The 21973-nt window shown below is 47.1% G+C and carries 20 protein-coding genes; 2 read left to right on the top strand and 18 right to left on the bottom strand.

All coding sequences use genetic code 11. The features are described from left to right. Positions 1-65: 65 nt before the first annotated feature. The 6 genes from MKX40_RS05635 to MKX40_RS05610 all read right to left on the bottom strand — a co-directional run bounded on the left by MKX40_RS05635 (position 66) and on the right by MKX40_RS05610 (position 4448). Positions 66-566, bottom strand: coding sequence for a hypothetical protein (locus MKX40_RS05635; RefSeq protein ID WP_339240075.1), 501 nt, complete (start codon positions 564-566; stop codon positions 66-68). 379 nt (positions 567-945) lie between these two features. Next, on the bottom strand, positions 946-1686 hold the full coding sequence (locus MKX40_RS05630) for a hypothetical protein (RefSeq protein ID WP_339240074.1): 741 nt from the start codon (positions 1684-1686) through the stop codon (positions 946-948). After that, positions 1683-2381, bottom strand: a complete 699-nt coding sequence (locus MKX40_RS05625; protein WP_339240072.1) for an ABC transporter ATP-binding protein — start codon at positions 2379-2381, stop codon at positions 1683-1685. The genes MKX40_RS05630 and MKX40_RS05625 overlap by 4 nt, the downstream gene beginning before the upstream one ends. Continuing rightward, entirely contained in the window at positions 2374-2760 is a 387-nt protein-coding gene (locus MKX40_RS05620) for a GntR family transcriptional regulator (RefSeq protein WP_076331852.1), read from the bottom strand. The genes MKX40_RS05625 and MKX40_RS05620 overlap by 8 nt, the downstream gene beginning before the upstream one ends. Before the next feature lie 219 nt (positions 2761-2979). After that, on the bottom strand, positions 2980-3846 hold the full coding sequence (locus MKX40_RS05615) for an aldo/keto reductase (protein WP_339240070.1): 867 nt from the start codon (positions 3844-3846) through the stop codon (positions 2980-2982). Positions 3847-3890: 44 nt separating this feature from the next. Then, the gene (locus MKX40_RS05610) at positions 3891-4448 is read right to left on the bottom strand and encodes an STM3941 family protein (protein WP_339240069.1); all 558 of its coding nucleotides are present in this window, start codon (positions 4446-4448) and stop codon (positions 3891-3893) included. 394 nt (positions 4449-4842) lie between these two features. Here MKX40_RS05610 and MKX40_RS05605 point away from each other — a divergent pair, with 394 nt between their 5' ends. After that, positions 4843-6852: a S9 family peptidase gene (locus MKX40_RS05605; RefSeq protein WP_339240068.1), complete on the top strand. Its 2010-nt coding sequence runs from the start codon at positions 4843-4845 to the stop codon at positions 6850-6852. 183 nt (positions 6853-7035) lie between these two features. On the opposite strand, the gene MKX40_RS05600 is transcribed toward MKX40_RS05605, so the two are convergent. Beyond that, the gene (locus tag MKX40_RS05600) at positions 7036-7725 is read right to left on the bottom strand and encodes a stalk domain-containing protein (protein WP_339240067.1); all 690 of its coding nucleotides are present in this window, start codon (positions 7723-7725) and stop codon (positions 7036-7038) included. Between the two features lie 410 nt (positions 7726-8135). Here MKX40_RS05600 and MKX40_RS05595 point away from each other — a divergent pair, with 410 nt between their 5' ends. After that, on the top strand, positions 8136-9326 hold the full coding sequence (locus MKX40_RS05595; protein WP_339240066.1) for a MalY/PatB family protein: 1191 nt from the start codon (positions 8136-8138) through the stop codon (positions 9324-9326). Between the two features lie 208 nt (positions 9327-9534). Here the strand turns inward: MKX40_RS05595 and MKX40_RS05590 are convergent, their stop codons facing one another. The 11 genes from MKX40_RS05590 to MKX40_RS05540 all read right to left on the bottom strand — a co-directional run bounded on the left by MKX40_RS05590 (position 9535) and on the right by MKX40_RS05540 (position 21671). Beyond that, positions 9535-10146 carry an ATP-binding cassette domain-containing protein gene (locus MKX40_RS05590; RefSeq protein ID WP_339240064.1) on the bottom strand — a complete coding sequence of 204 codons (612 nt, stop codon included), beginning with the start codon at positions 10144-10146 and terminating at the stop codon, positions 9535-9537. Further along, on the bottom strand, positions 10136-11092 hold the full coding sequence (locus MKX40_RS05585; protein ID WP_339240063.1) for an ABC transporter ATP-binding protein: 957 nt from the start codon (positions 11090-11092) through the stop codon (positions 10136-10138). Before MKX40_RS05585 ends, MKX40_RS05590 begins: the two co-directional genes overlap by 11 nt. A gap of 3 nt (positions 11093-11095) precedes the next feature. Beyond that, positions 11096-12097, bottom strand: a complete 1002-nt coding sequence (locus MKX40_RS05580; RefSeq protein WP_339240061.1) for an ABC transporter permease — start codon at positions 12095-12097, stop codon at positions 11096-11098. Further along, positions 12094-13089, bottom strand: a complete 996-nt coding sequence (locus tag MKX40_RS05575) for an ABC transporter permease (protein WP_339240060.1) — start codon at positions 13087-13089, stop codon at positions 12094-12096. Before MKX40_RS05575 ends, MKX40_RS05580 begins: the two co-directional genes overlap by 4 nt. Positions 13090-13131: 42 nt before the next feature. Next, positions 13132-14793 (bottom strand): ABC transporter substrate-binding protein, encoded by a 1662-nt coding sequence (locus tag MKX40_RS05570; RefSeq protein WP_339240059.1) that lies wholly within the window; start codon positions 14791-14793, stop codon positions 13132-13134. A gap of 292 nt (positions 14794-15085) precedes the next feature. Continuing rightward, on the bottom strand, positions 15086-15631 hold the full coding sequence (gene nikR, locus MKX40_RS05565; RefSeq protein WP_339240057.1) for a nickel-responsive transcriptional regulator NikR: 546 nt from the start codon (positions 15629-15631) through the stop codon (positions 15086-15088). Between the two features lie 52 nt (positions 15632-15683). Beyond that, positions 15684-16709 (bottom strand): alpha/beta hydrolase, encoded by a 1026-nt coding sequence (locus MKX40_RS05560; protein ID WP_339240056.1) that lies wholly within the window; start codon positions 16707-16709, stop codon positions 15684-15686. 80 nt (positions 16710-16789) lie between these two features. After that, the gene (locus MKX40_RS05555; RefSeq protein ID WP_339240054.1) at positions 16790-17725 is read right to left on the bottom strand and encodes a hypothetical protein; all 936 of its coding nucleotides are present in this window, start codon (positions 17723-17725) and stop codon (positions 16790-16792) included. A gap of 659 nt (positions 17726-18384) precedes the next feature. Further along, entirely contained in the window at positions 18385-20412 is a 2028-nt protein-coding gene (locus MKX40_RS05550; RefSeq protein ID WP_339240051.1) for a hypothetical protein, read from the bottom strand. Further along, complete coding sequence (locus MKX40_RS05545) at positions 20387-21289, bottom strand: ABC transporter ATP-binding protein (protein WP_339240048.1); 903 nt, start codon at positions 21287-21289, stop codon at positions 20387-20389. The genes MKX40_RS05550 and MKX40_RS05545 overlap by 26 nt, the downstream gene beginning before the upstream one ends. After that, positions 21282-21671 carry a GntR family transcriptional regulator gene (locus MKX40_RS05540; RefSeq protein ID WP_339240045.1) on the bottom strand — a complete coding sequence of 130 codons (390 nt, stop codon included), beginning with the start codon at positions 21669-21671 and terminating at the stop codon, positions 21282-21284. Before MKX40_RS05540 ends, MKX40_RS05545 begins: the two co-directional genes overlap by 8 nt. Positions 21672-21973 lie beyond the last annotated feature (302 nt).

The raw sequence follows: 21973 nt of genomic DNA, 5'->3' as shown, positions 1-21973 counted from the left end.
ATAAACCCATATGAAAAAGGTCTGGATGATCTCATCCAGACCTTTTTACTGTTCATGAGCCTAAACTAGGTTCCGCCACTGCTGGCAGCTGAATTTCGTCTCTTGTTGATCGCATGCACACCCATGACGACTGCAATTAATTCATATGTGTCCAGTTGTTCAGACTGGTTATCCAATACAAATGCCCCTGAACTAAACCAGCCGCTGGTGCGACGGAAACTTGCCACGATGCGTCCACCACTTCCACTGATATCATATTCCTGCGAAAATGCGGGAGCAGACACATCGTATATACCGCGCGATCCTGCATCATACTCATATTTTTTGCTGAAGAAACTAAACCTCGCTCGCAATACGCCCAGATGTCTCCCATCGGCTGCAGTGATATCCCAACGATTGGTTAACATGCGGAATTTGCCGCTACAGACCAATCCCGAGTTATCGGATACATCGAGCGAAGAGCCAAAAACACTTTTCAAATCCAGATGTCCGGCCTGTTCCTGATTCGAATTCATAATTTCGGTGTAACCCGCATTAAAAAAATTATCCCTGAAGTATAGCTCCATATTACGTTCTCCTTTCCCTTACATGGCCCCTTTCGTTCTCTTTAACCGGGTTTAGCAACCTATGAATACGCTATATATATATATATTGAACTAAAGAATATTTACACTGTACACTCCGATGACAGAACAACCTTCCGATCGCTGTTATCCCCAGATTTTTTTGATTCCTTCTATGAGGGGAAATCCGGTGATAAAGGCGAACGCTCCGCTTCTTCAGGTCCTTTCTGTCCTCTCCGTTTTGTGTAAATGTCTAGTTCTATTTATATAGAATTACGTGTATTCATTGGGATGCGATTCAAAAAGTGAAATCTCGGTATGACAAAACGAGCAACTCTCGTCGCCCGTGTCGTTTTATTCTAACCTGCTTATAGCGCGGTCCTTAGACTTCAACTTTTTTGTTGTTCAGGTAAATGGTAGCCCACACCAAGACAACTGCTACGATCACTTCGAATATAGTGCTTCCCCACATGCCATCAGACCATAATACGCCATTGGCTGTGATTGAAATCCCTGTACTATTTTCGGTGTAACGGAACATCTCATTTGGACTGAAGCGTCCTGTCATAATCATATTCTCCAACCAGCCAATCAGATTAACGAGGACCAAGAATGCAACGATTCCGATCCACGGTCCGGTTCTCCAACGGAAGCTGCCTGCAATCGAGATCGAAAGGAAGATGATCACGGTCATGAATACGATAACCCATGCGATAAACAGTAACAAACTAACATAATCCGATACATGCAGACCCGAAAGATCAATATGGGTAGCCATGTTCATTCTGAGCTTCATTGAAATATAAATGTAGGCATGGGTCGTAAATATAATGACTAATCCCAGCCCGCAAAGAGCTCCAAAGATCAAAGGAGACAACACATGCGATAGGCCTGTTACGGGTAAAAGACGGCGATTATAAGAGCGGATATTGGACGTGTATGTTTTGATCATTTTCACATAAATAGCCACACCTACTCCAACATAACCCATAATGCCAAGCACAACCCCTGTGACCTCAGACATGAAAAGGGATAGCGCCACTTGCGCAATAATCAAAATAACGAGCCCCGCCAGCAGTGTATTCCAGTTCCTTCTAAAGTCATACTTCAATAATGTCATCATTCCGCATAGACCTCCTTGAACATCTCATCCACACTTTTCCCATATTTCAGACGGAGCGTTTCCACTTCTTCCCGCATCACCAGTTGACCTTCACGAATGAAGACCACTTCATCAAAAATCCGTTCGATATCATTCACCAGATGTGTGGAGATGATCAGACTGCTGTCTTCATCATAGAATTTGACGATCGCATCCAGAATCTTGCCACGCGCAACCGGATCTACTCCGCCAATCGGTTCATCCAACAGATATAGACGAGCCTTTCGGGATAGCGCCAGTGTTAGTTGCAGTCGTTCATTCATCCCTTTGGATAGATGCCGCACCCGATCACTCTCCACAAGATTCATGAAATAGAGCATCTCCCGTGCCTTCTCCTCGTCAAAATCAGCATAGAAATCACGGTAGTACGCAATCGCATCCCGCACTCTCATCCACTTCTCGGTTAATGGGCGATCCGGCATAAATGAAACCAATGACTTCGTATCCAGCCCAACAGGCTTACCTGTCACTTGAATCGTTCCGCTAGTAGGATGCAGCAAACCTGCAACCAGTTTCATGAGTGTGCTTTTGCCACTGCCGTTGCTACCCAGCAGGCCAACAATTCGGCCAGGAGCAATATCCAATGTGATATTACTGAGCGCTCTCTTATTGCCATAAGTCTTGTTAATCTGGTTCAGTTCAAGGATGTTACTCATGCGTTGTTCCTCCCTTTCCTTCCGCAACGGCATCGGCTACGATGGATAAAATATCCTGCTCTTCAATCCCCAGTTCCTGCATTCCGGTCAGAAAGCGTTCCAGCAACTCACTGGCCATCTCTTTTTTGATCGTCATAATCTTCCGCTCCTCACTTGTCACGTATCTGCCCAAGCCCCGTTTGGTTTCGACCACTTCTTCTCGCTCCAGTTCCTGAAATGTCCGTTGTACTGTATTGGGATTGATCTGTAATTCAGCCGCCAGTTCACGAACCGAAGGGATTTTGTCACCTGCCTGAAGTGTCCCGGTTACAATCTGTCTCTTGATGTACTGCATAATCTGCAGATATATTGGTAAGTTGTTATCAAATTCCATAGTCACAAAGCACTCGCTCCTCTCTGTACTGGTGTGTTAGTTACATAGTACACTAGTAATATAGTGTTGTAAAGCCCATTTGTCAAAATATATATTCGCTTCGTTGATGGAATGCTTCCGATTTCTGTGCACATACAAAAAAGAGCAGATCGTATAGATCTGCCCTGCATCGCTCAATATTCGTATTTTCACCTTACTCACATGCTTATCGTTCAAAGATACCATCTACACGATGTCTAAAGGTACCTTGCCTTTAGGTGCAGGGAAAGCCTCATCCAATCGGGTCCGTTCCTCTTGTGTCAAAACGATATTCACTGCTGCTGCATTGTCTGCCACATGATTCAGCTGTACCGCCTTGGGAATCGCCAGCACATCTCCGTCCCGGATCACCCAGGCTAATGCGATCTGAGAAGTCGTAACTCCTCGATCCTGCGCAATCTCCTGAATGACCGGATGCTCCAACAATTCACTCCGAAGTCTGCCCCCCTGAGCCAGTGGACAATATGCCATAACAGGAACGCTACGTTCCCGCATCCAGGGGAGCAAATCATGTTCAATACCACGCGAAGTTGCATTGTACAGTACCTGATTCACCATGCACTGAGAACCCTCTGGCAAACTCCATAATTCCTGCATATCCCTTGTGTCCAGATTCGAGACACCCCATCGCAGGATTTTACCGGACTGTTTCAATTGTTCCAAAGCCTGAACCGTCTCTTCGAGCGGTACACCTCCACGCCAGTGGAGCAAATACAGGTCCAGACGATCTGTTCCCAATCGCTTGAGAGAGCGCTCACAGGCCGTGATCATCTGCTTGCGATCTGCATGATGGGGATACACTTTTGATACGAGAAAGACTTCATCACGAAGGCCTGAGATAGCCTTTCCCGTAACAACTTCTGCCCCACCCTCTGCATACATCTCTGCCGTATCAATCACGGTCATTCCCAGTTCAATACCGGAACGCAATGCCCGTACTTCTTCTTCCTGGCTGGATTGCTTCTCTCCCATGTACCACGTGCCTTGTCCGATCGCGGGCAGGACAGTTCCATCTGGAAGCAGAATCGTGCGTGTCTGATCACCATGCATCATATATATTCCTCCATTCTGAAGACTTTATGGACATTGTGACCTCTCTAACGATGACTATACGAATCATAAATCATGCCATCACTTACATGTCTCCAGTGCCTCATCATCATGATATACAACTGATCCAGTGGCATGGTAAGGCTACTCTGGGCAACGCTGATGGTCGCATCGACCATATTGCTGTTGACCGTCATCAATTTGCGTTTCATCCCATTCTGACGATCCAGAAAGGCTTTCTCGTCCCGCAATTTAACCCCGATCATTTTCTGTCCCATCAATTCATACATAAAAATATTCTCAACGTCTTTCCAGACCACTGCCCCTCCTGCGGTATAAGAAGATGCATCTACAAACCCATCCTCATTGATCACAAAAGAAGGTTCCTTCTTAATCATCTTTACCAGACTGTAGCAAAAACATAGCCCAAAAAACAAAATGGATAGTATTCCAATCACCCCCGAGAGGATGGAATCATTCGTAACTGAAGAACGATCAAAAATCAAAAAAAATCCGGCTGCCACAAAAAGTGCCGCCCCCGCCGTAAGCCACGCCAATCGTTTCCGGTTTGGATATTCTACATGCTGTTCATAGGATGTGCTCAACGTGACGTTCCTCCTTCATTACGACTGAATCTTACGCGTTCTATATAAACGAATGGCTATGAACCAAGTACTTAAATGTAGAACAGGAATTGCATTGTACATTAAACCAAATTCACCAATGTTAAACATTGAATTAAGACCATTTTTCGTCATTTCTGCGGTTATTCAACATTAGGATTCGTCATCTTTCGAGCAATTCCTTTAACACACTTATATGAATTGAACTAAAGAATTTTTACATGGGTCACTCCGATGACAGAACAACCTTCCGATCGCTGTTATAAAAGTCTCCCCTCCCATCCTTGGTCATATTGTCCTGTCCCTTGCTTTCCGTTAATATAAATGGAAAGGTTAGGAAAATAGCCAATTCTAATTCATGGTGGGAGGACAAACAATGATGAGTCAGCGCGGCATAACATCGGAAGATCTTTATCAGATTACATGGGTTAACGATCCAACTCCGTCTCCTCAAGGCGGACAACTGGTATATGTAAGCTGGAAAACGAATGAAGCACGTGACGGTTATTGTTCTCACCTGAGACTGCTGCATCTGGGGAGTCAGAAGGACAGGCCCTTTACCTCTGGAGAGAAGGATCATTCCCCTGCCTGGTCACCGGATGGGTCCCAGCTTGCCTTTTTACGAGAGGTTGATGGGAAACCCCAGGTGTGGATTATCGCAACAGATGGCGGAGAAGCACAGCAGATCAGTCACCTGAAACATGGTGTCAGCTCCTTGCTCTGGTCACCAGATGGCCATACCCTACTTGTGAAATCATCCGTGGATATAAGCGGAGAAGACGAATCAAAACGTACCGATTCTAACGACGATGACCATAAACTGCCGCAAGAACATGTTGTGGACCGCATTCGCATGAAATCGGATGCTGGCGGATTGTGGGACGGAAAACGATCCCATCTCTTTGCTCTTGCACCCATTGATGCGGAAGCCATTCCTGTAACTACGGGTCACTATGACGTTGGAGACTACGTTTGGTCCCCGGACGGAACATCCATCGCATGGATTGCACAGATGCCCGAAGCAGGTGAGGAACACAACGATTACACCCTGACCAATCATGTATACCTTGCCAAGGCAGACGGTTCGGATGTGCAGCAGTTGACCCCGGAAGGATATACATTCAGCCGACTGACATTTGCACCGGGTGGACAATCCCTGGCCCTGCTCGCCAGTGACCGTTCTTATGGAAATGCCACGCTTACGAAGCTATATACCCTTCCTATATCAGGTGGTGAACCTGTATGTCTAAGCACGGATTGGGACGTACAGCTGAATCACAGCATTGTTGGTGACATGCGATCACATCTGACAACCACGGGACCTGTATTCAGTCGGGATGGTTCATCCATCTTCTGTCTGGCAACCATTCACGGTAGTGTACGCATCGCCAAATTCGCACAAGACGGCAGCAGTGCCGAGTATATATTGCCTGACGAACGGGAGATTTATCAATTTGCCGAATTGGAAAACGGACAGATCGTTGCCGCTGTTGCCGATACGCGAAGTCCTGGTGACCTCTATATATATGAACAGCCAGAAGATTCCGGTGTAGCACCAATTCAGCTCACCCGCAGCAATCCACAGCTTGAGGATGAGATCCATCTTAGTGCACCAGAGACCTTCTGGTTCAATTCCTCGGATGGCCTGCGGCTGCAAGGGTGGATCATGAAACCTCGTGGCATGGTTGACGGGGTCAAAATCCCGACCATTCTTGAGATTCATGGCGGCCCGCACATGATGTATGGTTTTACTTTTATGCACGAATTTCAGATTCTCGCCGCACAAGGCTACGCTGTTATATACATCAATCCACGCGGAGGGCTCGGATACGGGCAGCAGTTTGTAGATGCCTGCCGTGGCGATTACGGCGGTGGCGACTATCGCGATCTTATGGAAAGCGTAGATTATGCCCTGTCCCAGTATGAGTTTATCGATGAGTCCAGACTGGGCGTAACCGGTGGCAGTTATGGTGGCTTCATGACCAATTGGATTGTTGGGCACACCGATCGCTTCAAGGCTGCTGTTACTCAACGTTCCATCTCCAACTGGTTATCTTTCTACGGCGTCAGTGACATTGGCTATTTCTTCACGGAAGATCAGATTGGCGGCAACGCGTGGGATGACACGGAAAAACTGTGGAAACATTCCCCGCTCGCTTATGTCGGCAACGTAAGTACTCCGCTGCTCATTTTGCATGGTGAACAGGATCTGCGGTGTCCGATTGAACAGGCCGAGCAATTATTCATTGCGTTGAAACGCCGCAAGCAGACGACTCGTCTCGTTCGTTTCCCAGGGGCCAACCACGAATTGTCTCGCGGAGGTCATCCCCACTTGAGGGTACGCCGTCTGGAGCATATTGCCGGTTGGTTTAACGAGTACCTGTAACGGACTGTCAGTTCCATGCATAGAACCAGATATGAATTAAACATAAAAGCCGCCCGCAGAAATCTGTTTCGATTTCAACGGGCGGCTTTTGGCGTTACCTTTTGAATAATAGAAGAATACGGATCACTATACTTTGAACGACTCAAGCAGGGTAGTATGAGGACATGTGGTTATATTCGTCGCTTACTCTTCGCCCCATACCACGGTAACTTCATTCAGGTCCTTGTTGGTTGCAGACACAGAACCCGTGATCGTTACGGCATATTTACCATCTTCACGACCCACAATGCTGAAGCCATCTTCCTGTATATCCTGAGTATTCTGAGTCAAGTTTTTGGTCTGATAGTAGTCTTTGTAGGAGGTTCCAACGGTTAGCAACGTTTCTTTTGTTGTGTACGTGAGCACCACTTTTTTGTTGCCATCCATGATGTTCTCAACGAGACTTGTCGCCTTCGCATCCTTCGGTAATGGGAAATCTGCTGGCAGATACTTGGACTTCACACCTACAGCCTGTGTGTTAGTACCTGTTGAGGGTGAGGTTGATCCGCTGTTACCTGTGGATGTCGACCCACCGGAGGAACTTGAGGAGCCGATGCTTACTTTATTGTTCTGGGAATCATACTTTACTTCGGTTTTCAACGCATCCGCAATCGAACGAACGGGGAGATAGGTACTTCCCTGGTATGTAATTGGCGCAAGTTTCTTGCCCTGGTCACCTGTCGGTGTGAATTTCTGTCCGTTCACTTCGATGGCGAGCCCATGGTTCAGATAAGCTTTGATCGTCTCCAGTTGTGTACCTGCATATACGCCTGCCGAACCGGTCAACACCATGCCGAATACACTTGCAGTAATCAACCACTTTTTGCTTTTCATCTCTAAAACGCCTCCTGAGTTCAAATGTTAGCCTTATGCATTATACAATTCATAACAACCGCATGATTTACGCAAAAGACTCATGTCGTTATGCTCATCATGTATGGGTACGAGCTTATTCGGATAACAGCCATTGTCCCATCAAATGTTAGCAATATAATAGCATCTGACAAGAGGTTGTAAACGATAAATGAACAAAACAGGACCAAGGGCGTACAAAAATAGTCTTTGTCATATTCCTGCTGTTCTCTGACTCGTTAAGTTGTTCTTATATGAATAAAGTCCTGAATTCCAGACCATACCTATGAAGCTAATCATACACGCACAACAGTTGCGAAATGAACCAATGTATTAGATAATGATATGTCGAATTGTGGTCGAAGGAACGGAACTCAAGGGGGATTTATACGATGAACAATAAAAGTACATTTGATCAGTCTATTAACCGGGTCTCTACCGGATCGGAGAAGTGGGATGCACTTGAGGATATCTTCGGCGTCGCTGATGCGCTTCCGATGTGGGTGGCTGATATGGATTTCGCTGCTCCACCGTCCGTAATCCAGGCCCTGCAAACACGGATGGAGCACGGAATTTTCGGTTATACAGTGCGGACCGAGGCGTATCATGCAGCCGTTGCAGATTGGATGCAGCGGCGCCACAACTGGAAAATTAACGATGACTGGATCGTATTCACGCCAGGTATTGTGCCTGCACTCAGCATTGCTGTACAACGATTCACTGATCCGGGAGATGCAGTGGTCATCCAGACTCCGGTGTATGCTCCCTTCTACGAGGTCGTACGTGGTCAAGGCCGTGAACTGATTACCAATCCTTTGGTAGAGAATAAGGGTCATTACACGATGGATCTGGAACAATTGGAATCCAGCTTGCAGACCGGTCGGGTCAAAATGCTAATTCTGTGCAGTCCACATAATCCGGTTGGACGTGTATGGACTAGGGAGGAGCTTGAAGGCCTTACGTCGTTATGTCTGCAATACAACGTACTGATCGTTTCGGATGAAATTCACGCCGATCTTGTTCACCAACGCGGAGCTCATACACCGCTCACCCTGATCTCGGACGCCGTCTCTGATCTAAGTATCATCTGTACGGCTCCAAGCAAAACGTTCAACATTCCCGGCCTCTGCACGTCCAACATCATCATCCCAAATGCCAAGTTACGGGAATCTTTCGCGCAGGGTGTAAGAACGATGGGACTTGCCGGTATCAGCACACTGGGGGCTGTTGCGACCGAAGCTGCTTACAATGATGCAGAGGAATGGCTGGAGGAGTGCCTGGTATATATCCGCGGAAATATGGAGTATGTACAGCAATATGTTGCAGAACATATGCCAGAGATCAAAATGCATCTGCCCGAAGCAACCTATCTGTTATGGATGGATTTTCGGGAGCTGAATATCCCACATGCACAACTATGCAATATGCTGCTTCACGAAGCAGGGCTTGCTTTTAATGATGGGAGCTCCTTTGGAACGGAAGGTACAGGATTCATGCGTATTAATGTAGCCTGTCCGCGTTCCACGGTGGAAGAAGCGATGCGCAGATTATCTGTGTTGCTCAACAACTTGTCGGACAAATAAGCTGACAGTTAACTCTATGCACGTTGCGAACAGAACGTATGCTGATCGATAAGACGAATATCTGTAAAATGGAACAAGGGGTGCCCCGTAGTCAAGTCCATGACTCACATTCATGGTCAATGACAGTACTAGGGGCACCCCTTTTCGTTTTCTTTTCTATTCTCTTTTTTTCTATTCAATCCATATATTTATTGAAACATAATTAACCTTACAGTGACATCGCAATCGGCATCGGAATAATTTTATTGCACAGCCTGTTCAGCAGTTCCCGATCATGGCTTATGATCAGTAATCCCAGATCACGCTGGCGAGCCACGTCCATCACGGTATGCCAGATCTGTGCCTGCGTGATCGCATCCAGCATTGTGGTCATTTCATCTGCGATCACATAACGTGTCGATGTACCGAGTGCTCGCGCCACACAGAATCGTTGCAGTTCCCCACCGGATAATTCACCCGGTCTGCGGTCCAGCCAAGCTTGCTGAATCCCCAAAGCTTCGAGCAACTGCTCATCCTGTACAGCCGCCTCCTGAAGGACACGACGCATCCGCCAACGTGGATTCACAGCTTTCTCCGGGTGCTGATACACCAGCTGAACCGGACATACGCCTGTACGAGGGAGCGGTTCACCATCCAGTAATACTTGTCCTGCCACGGGTTCGGCATATCCTGCAAGGATGCGCCCAAGACTTGTTTTCCCACAGCCACTCGGTCCCCACAAGCCAACGACTTCGCCTTGTTGCACCTGCATGTTCATCTGCTGAAACACCCACGATTTCTGATCGTAACGATAACTTACATCCTGTGCTTTAAGTGACATGGAGACACCTCACTTCTCCGCCTCGTATCTGACGAAGCGGAGGACGTTCAGAGATACATGCAGCGGTTGCTGCGCTACAGCGGGGAGCAAATGAACATCCTCTAATGATCCCTTGACCTGCCAACGGCTGGGAGCCTGGGAGTGGCCGAAATCCATTCTGCGGCAGCGCATTCCAAAGGGCTTTCGTATACGGATGGCGCAGTCGTTCTCCATTGCCCGTAAAATCATCCACCTGGGCTGTCTCTACATTGTCACCCGCATAAAATACAGCGATGCGATCGGCCGCCGTCAGGGCAGTCGTAACATCATGCGTAATCCATAAGATGCCTACGCCTTGATCTGCGAGTTCGCGAAATTGCTTCATCGTCTCGGCCAGCACTTCGGGATGAATGCCTGGTGTCGGCTCATCGGCAATGATCAGCTTTGGCTGGCCTGAGGTCGCTGTAGCCATCAGCACTCGCCTTGCCATACCTCCGGACAACTCAAACGGGTATTTCCCAACTGTTTCCCGAGGCAGATGATACCGCTCCATCAGCTCCTGCTCCGTCTTTTTCATATGAGATCGATTCATGAATCTGCGCTTCTGTCCGGCACCCCGGCTTACCGACTGAACCTGGCTCCCCACCTTCATCAGCGGGTCCAAATAACTGACGGATTGTGGAATCAACATCAGTTCGTCTCCACGCAGTTGAAGCTGCCACTCCGGGGTCAAAGGCTCGTTATTGTAGCTAATGCTGCCTTCCAACTTGGCATTGGCAGGCAGAATGCCCATGATGGCCTGCGCCAGCACACTTTTACCCGATCCACTTGCGCCTACAATAGCGACAATCTCGCCCTCGTTTATGGAAAGATCCAGATTCTGAATGACATACGTCTGTTCGTGTCCAAACCAGCCGCGAGCGCGCCGAAACGACACCGATACTCCCTGAATATCAAGAAGAGCCATAGGCTACCTCACCTCCCTTGAACTACCTGTACCCGTCAACGTCTTCAGACTGTTGCCCAATACATCAAACGCACGAACAACCAGCAACAATGCCAGTCCCGGGAAAAAGGCGAGCCACCACATGCCAGCAGATAAATATCTCATCGACTCTGACAAAATAATGCCAATTGCCGGTTGCTGCGGGGATAACCCCAGCCCCAGAAACGTAATGGCTGCCTCATGCAGAATCGCATGGGGGAAAATTAACAGTACGCCCACAAACAGTTGCGGGACTAAATGTGGCAGCATATGCTGCACCGCAATCCGTAATCGCGATTGACCCAACTTGTGTGAAATCTGAATGTACTCCGCGGATTTCAGTTGAATCATCTCCGCTCGTACAATCCGGGCCAGATTCGGCCAGTGCGTCAGCGCGATGGCTGCCGCCACTCCTGCCAAACCCCCACCAAATACAAAGGCCAACATAACCAGCGATACCAGATGAGGCACACTCAGGAACAGGTCGATGATCCATGAGATTACCCGGTCAGCAACTCGGCTAGAAGCCGCCCCCAAACCCAGCAGTAGTGCGATCAATCCACCACCACATGCAGCAAGTAGTCCCACTTGAATGCTGGTTGCCAGTCCTTTTAACGTACGCATGAACATATCTCTTCCGAGCCAATCTGTGCCAAATGGATGCGCCCAGGTTGGAGACAGATTTCGATCCATTAATGAAGTCAGCGTAGAACCAGCGGGTAGTAGCCTTCCCGTCGACCACACAAGGATAATCCAGATCACTGCAAGGCTTCCCCAGATCACCGCCCTTTGGCGAGGATTGCGGAAATGTTGGTCTTTGGCACGAGCATATCCTCCTCTTCTAGTTTGGCTTGTTTCTCGTTCAGCCCCCACTTGCAGAAATTCCGAAGTAATGTTGTACCTTATCTCTTGTTTTGCAGTTTTCACTTTCTGTACTTGGGCTGTATCTGCCGTCTGCTCAGAGGAACGTTCTACAGTCTGCTTCATGATATCAACTCCTCCTTCATTCGTGGATCGATCAAGCGATACAGAATGTCGGCAATCATATTACCCGTAAAAACAAAAATCGCACTGCACATCACAAGTCCAAGCAGCAGTGGAACATCTCCACGCAACCCCGCTTGAACCGTTGCCTGACCAAGGCCAGGGTATGAAAATACCTGTTCTGCCAGCACAGCCCCGCCGAACAGTTCACTGAACGAAGCAAACTGCAGCGTGATCGCTGGCAAAACAACATGTCTGAACCCATGTCGACGAAACAGCTGAAATCCACGCTCACCCCGTGCTCTCGCAAATAGAATATAATCTGAATCCAGCACATCCATGAGCTTCTGCCGGGTATGCAGCGCGATGGAAGCTACCCCGGTCAGACTGAGAGTCAACGCTGGCAGAATCATATGAATAGCCCGATCTCCCCAGGTCACCTGATCAGCCGACATCCCTGCGGGTACCCCAAGACCAACTGGAAGCCATCCGAGCCACACTCCAAATACCATTAGCAGCAACAGCGCAATCCAGAATACCGGCGTAGAGGCCAGCGTGTAGCAATACCAGCAGACCAGGCGATCCAGCCTTGAATCCCTTCTCATGGCAGCAACTACACCCAGAGTGAACCCGAAGATACCAGACAGTAGCCAGGCTACAGCCATAAGCGCGACAGAATTCATGAATCTTTCCTGGATAATATCCGCTACAGGTTGTCTATAGATCATTGATGTTCCCAGATCTCCCTGAATAAGTGCTTGTCCCCAGGTCAGCAATCGTTCCATTGGAGATTCGTTCAATCCCCAACGCTCTTCGATTAAACTGCGCTGTTCGGCACTTACCCTGATCATGTCTCCACCAATGTAAGCTTCGATCGGGTCCACAGGGGAAAATTGCATTAATATAAAAGACACCACACTGACTCCAACCAATAGAGATACGAGTCGTAACAATTTATTACCAACAAATCTGGCCCATCCATTCCTGCCCGTCATCCAATCTCTCCCCAATTCAGGCTAAAGCTACCGCTATGCTTCTTATTTCGCGCTGTTATCCCAGGACCATTCCTCCAGATTGGATGTCACTGACCAGCCGTGACCATGGGGGTGAATCTGCTGCTCGCCAATGTTTAATCCATTCGTAACCAGATACAGATGGTCTATATTTACGAGCCACGCCCAAGGTGCATCCCCCTGATAACTGAAACCTGTTGTGCCATCCCATTCCGCTTTTTGCCAGTAGGGCAATGCCTCTTCCTCACTGGTGGCCTGAAGGGCCTTCTCCATCCATGAATCCACGACAGGATTACTGTACAGTCCTACATTGTAATATCCCTCTCCCTTGTGGGTACTGCTATAGAGGTTATAGGTTTCCAGTGGATCATGACTGCCCCAACCAAATAATACAGCGTTGGAGTAAGCCATCTTTTTCGTCTCTTCACGGCTTTTGCCTTCAACATTGATTTTAATTCCCGCCTGGGCAACCATATCCGCAGCAGCTAAGGCCAGAGATTGTCTTGTTAAATCCCCTGCAAAATAAAGCAGATTGAACTCGGCCTTAACCCCGTTTTTCTCGACGATACCATCACCATCTGCATCCACCCAGCCACCAGACGCCAGAATGCGCTTCGCTTCATCAAGGTTGGCATCCGTAAATACAGCTTCTGCATTGCTCCAAGGCAGATCATCACTGACGGAATAAGCAGGACGACCATATCCTTCAAGTACACCCTCAACCAAAGCCTTACGATCAATCACGACATTCACCGCTTGGCGAATCGCCAGATCGGATGTCACATCATTCCCTGCGGGGAGACCATCGCCCGACTTGGCACCAGCAGGCTGCATGGGGAACATAATGCCCCGGTTATCTACCGTTTTTACGGCCTCTAATGTCATGCCATTCACCTGTTGTTTGCTAAATGCTGCCGGGATCGCAGCGATATCCACTGTACCTGCCTGTGCAGCAGCATAGGCCGCATCTTCATCCAGATAGAGGAAGGTGAGTTTGTGGAATGCAGACTTGTTACCGTAATACTCTTCATTGGCTTCAACGATGGCCTGTTGTCCTTTGTCCCACTGAACCAGCTTGTACGGTCCTGATCCAACCGGATGCTCTGCATAATCAGCACCATAGGCGTGTTCAGGCACAATGCCGAGTGTCGTCAGCAGGCTGATGAATGTGGACTGCGGCGACTTCAGTGTGAATACGACCGTTTGATCATCAGGTGCCTGCACATCAGCCATATTCGTCAAATCAATCACAGAACCACTCTGAGCAGCCGTATCAAACGTAAATTTCACATCCTCAGACGTCAAAGGTTCCCCATCAGAGAACTTCACATCATCCCGAAGCGCAATCTTCCAGGTTAACCCATCTTCACTAACGGAGTATGCCGTAGCCAGATCGTTAACCAGTTGAAGCTTGGCGTCTCTCTTCAGCAAAGTACTCTGGAAAAGCGGTGAACCATATTGCCCCCATCCGGTTGTCGGATCAAACCCGCCTTCCGGCTCGGTACCAACAGCCAGCACCAATCCGTCCTTGGTTGAGGTTGTTCCGGACTGGCCATTCTCTGCTGATGAAGCTGTTGGCGCCGATCCCTGTGCACAACCCGATAATCCAATGGAACATATAAGCAGGATGCCTAATCCTGTTCTAACTGTTCTTCGTTTTCCCCATCTCCATGTAAATCTGTCCATTCTGGTCGTTCCCCCTCTAAATATGTGCTGCACTCACTTATTCCGTGTTACTTTTTACGGAAATTGTAGCACAAAACGCAAAACTTATGTCAATAAAGTTAACTTCAAAATCCAAATATTTTCATATATTCGATCTAATCATTGAAAATTCATATAAACCGACAACTGTATCGCTTCATAAAGTTAGGTATTGTAACAAACAACAAAAAAACAGACGGTTGGCATCTAACCAAAGGTCTGTTTTTTAGATTCGCTATATTTTCATAGAAATTAATTCACACTTCATTTCATCTTAATCGGCAGAACGATGATGTTTATGATGATGACTGTGACCATGCTGATTCACACTGTGACTGTGATCCTGACTTTGATTCGGATTGTCTTCCTGATCTAGACTCTGAGCATGAGCCAGTTTGTTGAGTTCATCCACATAAGTCACAGAAAGCTCAGCATACAAGACCCCTTTTTGCACCTGGATCTGTTGATGCAGATGTCGCAAACGTCCCAGGTTTCCCCGTACTGCAATGACCTCCAGGCATTGGTCATGGTTCAGGTGTACATGCATATTGGAGATGATGTCATGATGCGCCTCATGTTGGAGCTCCATCAAGCGAATGGGAAGATCACTGATATGGTGATCATAGACCATCACAATGGTGCCAGCTACATCCTGATCGGATTGCAGTACGGAAGGTTGAAGTAATGTTTTGCGAACAAGATCACGGAAAGCTTCGGATCGGTTTTTGTATCCCTGTTCCTCAATATACTGGTCAAACTGCTCAATTAGAGGTGTCGGAAACGCCACCCCGAACCGGGTCAAATCTTCTTTGTCTGCCATGCTTCTCCTCCTGCGCCCTCATTTGCTTCGAGTGTACCACAGACTTGTCTGCTCATCGACTATACTGTTGCATAAATCGTACTGCCGAACGTATTGCCTGTTGACCAGCATCACTCTTCAGATCAAATTGATAATCATGTCCCAGCTTCTCTGAGGAGTTCGAGAAAAATAACGTTTCCGTATCAACATCAAGTCGCTTCAAGACTTGTGCCAGCTCAATCGATTGACTGGTCAACGGGTCATCATTGCCTGAGGTAATAAATGCAGGCGGGTACGCTTCGGTAGTCTGTAGAACGGTCGACATTTCATCTAATCTTGGGTAGTCTTCAAATGTTTTGACTCCCGTATATGACCAGAGAAATGTACGTATGAGTGGAAAGCCTGTTTCCGCTACTGTGCTCAGATTGTAAGGACCACAGAATAGAAGAACCCCACGTAATTCTTCTGGCTGAACGGATGGTGTTATATTCATCAGCTTGGCGAGGGATGGATTCGTCACCACGGCCGCAGTCTGACTTGCAATCTGGGCACCTGCCGAGTTGCCTGCGAGAAATATGTTTTCCGGGTCACCCTGATACTCGCTGACATGGTTCTTCACGTAAGTCAAAACCTGATTCGTCTGGATCACGGGAGTGGGATATGTCGTATCTGGCGCGAGCGCATAATTCATACTAACGACAACGTAACCCTGCTTGGCTAATTGTACGGCATACTCTGCGATGTCCGCTTTGTCTCCCAAGACCCATCCACCGCCATGAACCCACAACACGACCGGCAAAGGTTCCGATGTTACGGAAGGATGATAGATATCCAGCGTACTGTCATTACGGCCTTCGTCTGCATAGGGCACATTCGCAACACGAGTTACGCCTTCCGAGATTATACGATCTTTGCTGTTCGTATCTTGATTAGCAATCTCAATGAATGATTTTAATAAAAATACCGTTATTTTGGGTGTGAATTGAGCATCCATTCCAACAAAACCTATGATGAAAATGAGTACAACGCTGGGAATCCAGTACCGTTTACGTTTAAACCCTCTTGCCCCCGTACGTTTTGCCTCCAACTTGGACTGCAACAGCTTCACCTCGTTCCATCATCATCGAAGCGTCTTTACATCTAAAGTGGTGTACGTTGCGGAGAGGACCGGGTTTCCTCTTATTTGAATCTCTTGGCGATTTCCTGTCTGACTTTCATATATGTAGTGGATACTTTCTGCTCCAAAGTGTGGATATGTTGTTTTGTGCCTGCCCACTTCTCTGCTGCAGAAGCCAATGTGTTCAATGAGCTGAGTACACGCGACGTTTGTCCTTGCTTTGTATTCTGTTTGAACTGTTGTAGCGCGCCCGAATATCGTTCTTTTGCCAGAGTTGCCTGTTTTTTAGCCGTTTGAATCTGTTTTTTCGCCGAGTCGGCCCCTGCTAGCATAGCTCGTAAACGTTTTATTTCAGTGCTCTTCCGTTTACGCGCTTCAGCAAGTTCCTTTTTCTTGATCCGAATGTCTTCTCTGGCAAGCTGCACAACGGGTTTTAATGTCTCCGCCTGCGTGCGAATCGCAGCACTCCATTCCTTATTTTTGATGGCTTTGGCTGCATCCAGCTGTCGATTGACTGAACTATAGAGGGCGAATAGAGGTTCATATCGGGCTTGGGTTTGTTTTACCTTTTCAGTTAGAGCTGCGATCTTCGCGTCATCAGTTTGTCTTATTACTACACGCAATCGCTCCAATTCCGCGGTATTGACGGCATGAAGTGTTTTTATTTTTTGTTCCCAAGCCTGCTCTTGAGCCTTCCAGTTCCCTACTTTCTCATACGTTTGCTTCAAGGTTAACTTGGTTTTGGCATCGGCTTTGTTCAAAACGGAGTCCCAGGCTTTCTGCGCGGTTACACCAAGATCTATGCCCGCCGCCTCGACTGAAGAAGCAAAATAGCTCATGCCTGCGCCGAACAAAATCACAAGTCCTATAAGTAGGCGTGATCCAAATAAAAGAGGAGCGAATGATCGCAAATGAGATCGTTGGACTTTACGTTGACGTGCTGCGTGACTACCGCTATGTCCTGTCAGAACACGAGATGGACCTACACTTGTCTCCATTGAAGCCATGTCCTCTAAAGCTAAATCTTCGATAGGCTTTCGGCCCTTCGTTCCTTCCAAGAAACCATGATGGTCTATGAAGTGATGTGATCTTGATCGTTCCAATAGGGAACAACCACATATCATCGCTATCATGGCCTCCTGATCGTTTATCGTTTCCTTCCACACTTCTGTTTGCATGCGTCTCTACACCCTTTCTTCTAAAATATGTAGCAGAATCGCCAACGAAATCAGCGAACGACAAAAAAGCACCCGCAAGACAGGCATTTGCCTGCTCTTACGGGTGCTTCCCTCATAAGCCGTTCCATATGAGATTCGATTGAACGAGTCGCTCGAACCTTCCCTTTTTCTAATATATTCCATTCTCTGTATCTGGTCAAGTCGAGTCTATATAAATTGAATTAAAGAATATTTACACTCCACACTCCGATGACAGAACAACCTTCCGATCGCTGTTATCCCCAGATTTTTTTGATTCCTTTTATAAAGGGGAAATCCGGGGATAAAGGCGAACGCTCCGCTTCTTCAGGTCCTTTCTGTCCTCTCCGTTTTGTGTAAATAGTTTAGTTCAATTTATATAGTTTTCCTGGTCTAATATCAACCCTTTAATCAACGGGAGAACCCTTCCCGCTAATGGTTAACAACCTATATAACTCAGCTTATTGATTGACCAGAATAGCTTTCATTGCCTCTGTTAGGTCTTCTTCTTTCAACATCATGTAGATGTTCTCGCCACGAGTCACATTCAACTTAATCTGGTAGATGGTATCTTTCTCTGTTTTATAACCAGACCGTTGACGTTTGAGCAAATCGCTAATGATTTCTTTATTTTGGGTTGCGACCTGCTTCTTGATACTTAGACTCCCATCGATATATTCGGGCTCCGGGTTCGCCCACTGAAGCGAACCCGGACTGTTGATCTCCTGCTTCACAAACTGTGCGGAGACAATCTCGTCTGCCTGGACAAGCAACTGGTCGTATAAGTTGTTCTCCTTCAACCAGGCCAGTACCCGATCATAGCTAGGTTTGATCTCAAAATTCCACATCTCCCTCGGTTGAGTTGGATCTTTCGAAGACGAGTCCTGATTCATCTCTGCGTAAGCAAACGACTGCCACGGAGAGCGCTGTTCTTCGTAGGTCTGATCCAAAATGTCCTGTCTCAATAGTTCCTTGAACTCACGGACTTGCTCCGGATTGCTGATGTACACCTTTCGGAATGAACTTGTGGAAGAACGAATGCCAAAACTTAATGCATCTTCTTCCAGCTTATACGTTTCAAAGGCAACTCTTTTGTAGTCCTGGGATTGTTTCAGAGCCATCAATTCCTGATGGAATTCAGCTTCTGGAATATAGTATTTACGTTTCATCAACTTGCCGTTATCCAGCTTGTAGTTAATATATACATACTCATCGTTACGCATCCCTGGATTGATCGGATCATTCAGTAAAGGAAGATCGGAATCGACAATTTTTTGATGAAGAGCGATAACTGCCCCCATGTATTCCGGATCATTGGAATAGAGGTGACCGTCATCCATCTTCTGATTGACACCATTACTATAGATATAACGACCCCCGCCAAGCTTGATACTTTTAACCTTATTCAGTTCAGGCACTCGGGTAGCGTATCCATTCCAATCGGCAATAGGTACGTACAGTATCAGACCAGCGATAATACCATATAGAATCATCTTGGGTAGTAACTTGCTGCTCCAGATCAACCATGTTTTACGAATAATCATCTCGGCAACGATATAACCTACAATTCCACCAAGAATATATCCGAAGATTCCCCATCCGGCTGATTCTCTTGGAGCAATGATCGTGAAGTAAGCTCCGCCAATCAGAACAAGCGTAAACATTAAACCAAAGCGGAATATAGGTTTTACTAGAGTGAATGTAACTGCTTGTGTAGCGGACTCAACCTGTCTCTTTGCATAGAGCACATAAGTCAGCGGAATAAACAGGATTGTAAATATCGAATAGATTATAAGCTCTCCATTAGTGACAGGAGAATAACTGATTGAAGCTACACGAAGAACAAGTGACATTTCTTCCGCATTACGTCCCAATTCATCGTACGGATATCCAAGCAAATAATGCTGGAGATGAAGTGACATAATGAACCACACAACAACAGGTAACAAGAGTAGCGCGTACACGGTGAGCCCCTGCAATACAGATTGACCAATGCACATGCCGACTGCCACAGTTAGCATGAACATAAACAGCGAGTAAATACTCATGCTCAAGCCCCACATCCAGATCGCACTGCCGTCAAACAGAAATGCAGGTTGGTCCAGCACTGCCCATACCCAGCCGGTAATCGCAGTTGTAATCCAGATTGGAAGCAGGATCATGGCATATCCAGTCAACAGATTAACCGTTAACAGATGTTTACGACGTAAAGGCAAACTATGGAACAGATCAGAAGGTGAACCAGATTGAATATATCGAAAAAGAAAGATTCCAGCCGCTACGGGTAGTGTAATGGCGAACAGAATCTGCACTTCACCATTGGCCTGAAACAGACTTGTAATCTGCTGTGGCACGTCCCTGTACTCCGTAGCGATATATAACGGTAACGAGAACAGCAACGTGATTAGATATAAAATGCCGATCCATCCATGCTGTCTGAAATTTTGGATCAGGATGCCCCGGTTACAGAACAATCGGTTGAATATCATACCCTGCGTCCTCCATTTCGTAGATAAAGATTTCTTCGAGCGTCAGAGGCAGTACATCCAGCAGATAAGGATCATGTATACGGAATTGATCCGTTACCTGTTGTCGGTTGCCTTTGACAATGTACAGGGATACACTTCCCCGTTTTTCTTCATGCAAAATATTAATCTGTTCATCCATGGCTTTGGCATGGTCCGGGTGGCGGAAAGCAACCTGAATTTTGTGCGTATCGGCCTTCAGATCATCGAGATCCTTCTCTACAATAATTCGGCCTTTGTGCATAATCGCCACATGGTCACACAGATCTTCAATCTCACGCAAGTTGTGTGACGAGATAACAATGGTTACCTGACGCTCAGCTGCTTCCTGGAAGAGCAAGTTCTTGATCTGCTGGCGCATGACCGGGTCGAGGCCGTCAATCGGCTCATCCATCAGCAGCACTTCAGGCATGCAGCTAAGTCCCAGCCATACGGCTGCCTGACGGCGCATGCCTTTGGACATGCGATGCAGCTTGCGTTTGACATCCAGTTTGAACACGGTGGCCAGTTGCTTGAACCGATCCTCATTCCAGCGTGGATATACGGAACGATAGAATGCAGCCATCTGTGTTATTGAAGATTGCGGGAAAAAGTAGGGCGAATCTGCCATAAAGATCGTGCGGCCTTTGAGGTCCATATTTTCATAAATCTCATTATCTTCGATACGAACTGTCCCGCTATCCTGACGGTAAATACCAGCCATCATTTTGAGCAGCGATGTCTTGCCTGCCCCGTTGGAACCGAGCAAACCATAGATCGATCCCTTATGTATGTTCATCGTTACGCCATCCACTGCCTTTTCCTGTTCAAACGCTTTGACGACTTGATTCAGCTCAATCATGAGGCTCCTCCTTCTCTATACGGGCCATCGCTTCCTCAAACAAAAGTGTCATATCCGCTTTGGTCATACCGGAATACGAAGCTTCTGCAATCAACTTCACCAGAGACTCTCTGATCTCATCTCTCATGGCTTCATTCGGATGTTCCACTGACGATGATACGAAGCTCCCTTTTCCCTGCAAAGAATAGATGTAACCTTCACGTTCAAGCTCGCGATACGCTTTCTGAATCGTATTCGGATTCACAGTCAGCTGCGTGGATAACGCACGAACGGAAGGAAGCTGCTCGTCGGGCTTTAGAATACCGTATACGATCATTTCTTTGACTTTGTCCACCAGTTGCTCGTAGATCGCCTTACGGCTGCGTACATCTAATTCGAACATCCCGCACCTCCTTTCTGTAGATGTTTGAAATAACCTATGGGTTTAAATGACTGTATCTGAAGTGTATTAGGTGTATTAACTGTACTACTATTATTAATACAGTTAAATCGGATTGTCAACCGTTAACTTTGACTTCCTGTTTTATTCGGAGTACGTTAAAAGAGATAACATATGGTTTATTTGACATATCAAAATATTTGGGAGCAAGTTCGTCTCGACTTAGGACGGGATATAATTAGAGTGGCATTTATATGAGGTCAGGTGAGATAGGCTTACTGAAGTGATACGTCTACTTGAAGCGT

The sequence above is a fragment of the Paenibacillus sp. FSL R5-0517 genome, from assembly GCF_037974355.1.
Taxonomy (GTDB): Bacteria; Bacillota; Bacilli; order Paenibacillales; family Paenibacillaceae; genus Paenibacillus.
Note: the sequence above shows the minus strand (reverse complement) of the source record. Positions and strands in the feature narration are given on the sequence as shown.

Excerpts from the sequence above, each read along its gene's own strand:
- MKX40_RS05635 (WP_339240075.1), bottom strand. The coding sequence starts at position 566 with ATGGAGCTATACTTCAGGGATAATTTTTTTAATGCGGGTTACACCGAA.
- MKX40_RS05630 (WP_339240074.1), bottom strand. The coding sequence starts at position 1,686 with ATGATGACATTATTGAAGTATGACTTTAGAAGGAACTGGAATACACTG.
- MKX40_RS05625 (WP_339240072.1), bottom strand. The coding sequence starts at position 2,381 with ATGAGTAACATCCTTGAACTGAACCAGATTAACAAGACTTATGGCAAT.
- MKX40_RS05615 (WP_339240070.1), bottom strand. The coding sequence starts at position 3,846 with ATGATGCATGGTGATCAGACACGCACGATTCTGCTTCCAGATGGAACT.
- MKX40_RS05605 (WP_339240068.1), top strand. The coding sequence starts at position 4,843 with ATGATGAGTCAGCGCGGCATAACATCGGAAGATCTTTATCAGATTACA.
- MKX40_RS05600 (WP_339240067.1), bottom strand. The coding sequence starts at position 7,725 with ATGAAAAGCAAAAAGTGGTTGATTACTGCAAGTGTATTCGGCATGGTG.
- MKX40_RS05595 (WP_339240066.1), top strand. The coding sequence starts at position 8,136 with ATGAACAATAAAAGTACATTTGATCAGTCTATTAACCGGGTCTCTACC.
- MKX40_RS05590 (WP_339240064.1), bottom strand. The coding sequence starts at position 10,146 with ATGTCACTTAAAGCACAGGATGTAAGTTATCGTTACGATCAGAAATCG.
- MKX40_RS05585 (WP_339240063.1), bottom strand. The coding sequence starts at position 11,092 with ATGGCTCTTCTTGATATTCAGGGAGTATCGGTGTCGTTTCGGCGCGCT.
- MKX40_RS05580 (WP_339240061.1), bottom strand. The coding sequence starts at position 12,097 with ATGAAGCAGACTGTAGAACGTTCCTCTGAGCAGACGGCAGATACAGCC.
- MKX40_RS05575 (WP_339240060.1), bottom strand. The coding sequence starts at position 13,089 with ATGACGGGCAGGAATGGATGGGCCAGATTTGTTGGTAATAAATTGTTA.
- MKX40_RS05570 (WP_339240059.1), bottom strand. The coding sequence starts at position 14,793 with ATGGACAGATTTACATGGAGATGGGGAAAACGAAGAACAGTTAGAACA.
- nikR (WP_339240057.1), bottom strand. The coding sequence starts at position 15,631 with ATGGCAGACAAAGAAGATTTGACCCGGTTCGGGGTGGCGTTTCCGACA.
- MKX40_RS05555 (WP_339240054.1), bottom strand. The coding sequence starts at position 17,725 with ATGGAGACAAGTGTAGGTCCATCTCGTGTTCTGACAGGACATAGCGGT.
- MKX40_RS05550 (WP_339240051.1), bottom strand. The coding sequence starts at position 20,412 with ATGATATTCAACCGATTGTTCTGTAACCGGGGCATCCTGATCCAAAAT.
- MKX40_RS05545 (WP_339240048.1), bottom strand. The coding sequence starts at position 21,289 with ATGATTGAGCTGAATCAAGTCGTCAAAGCGTTTGAACAGGAAAAGGCA.
- MKX40_RS05540 (WP_339240045.1), bottom strand. The coding sequence starts at position 21,671 with ATGTTCGAATTAGATGTACGCAGCCGTAAGGCGATCTACGAGCAACTG.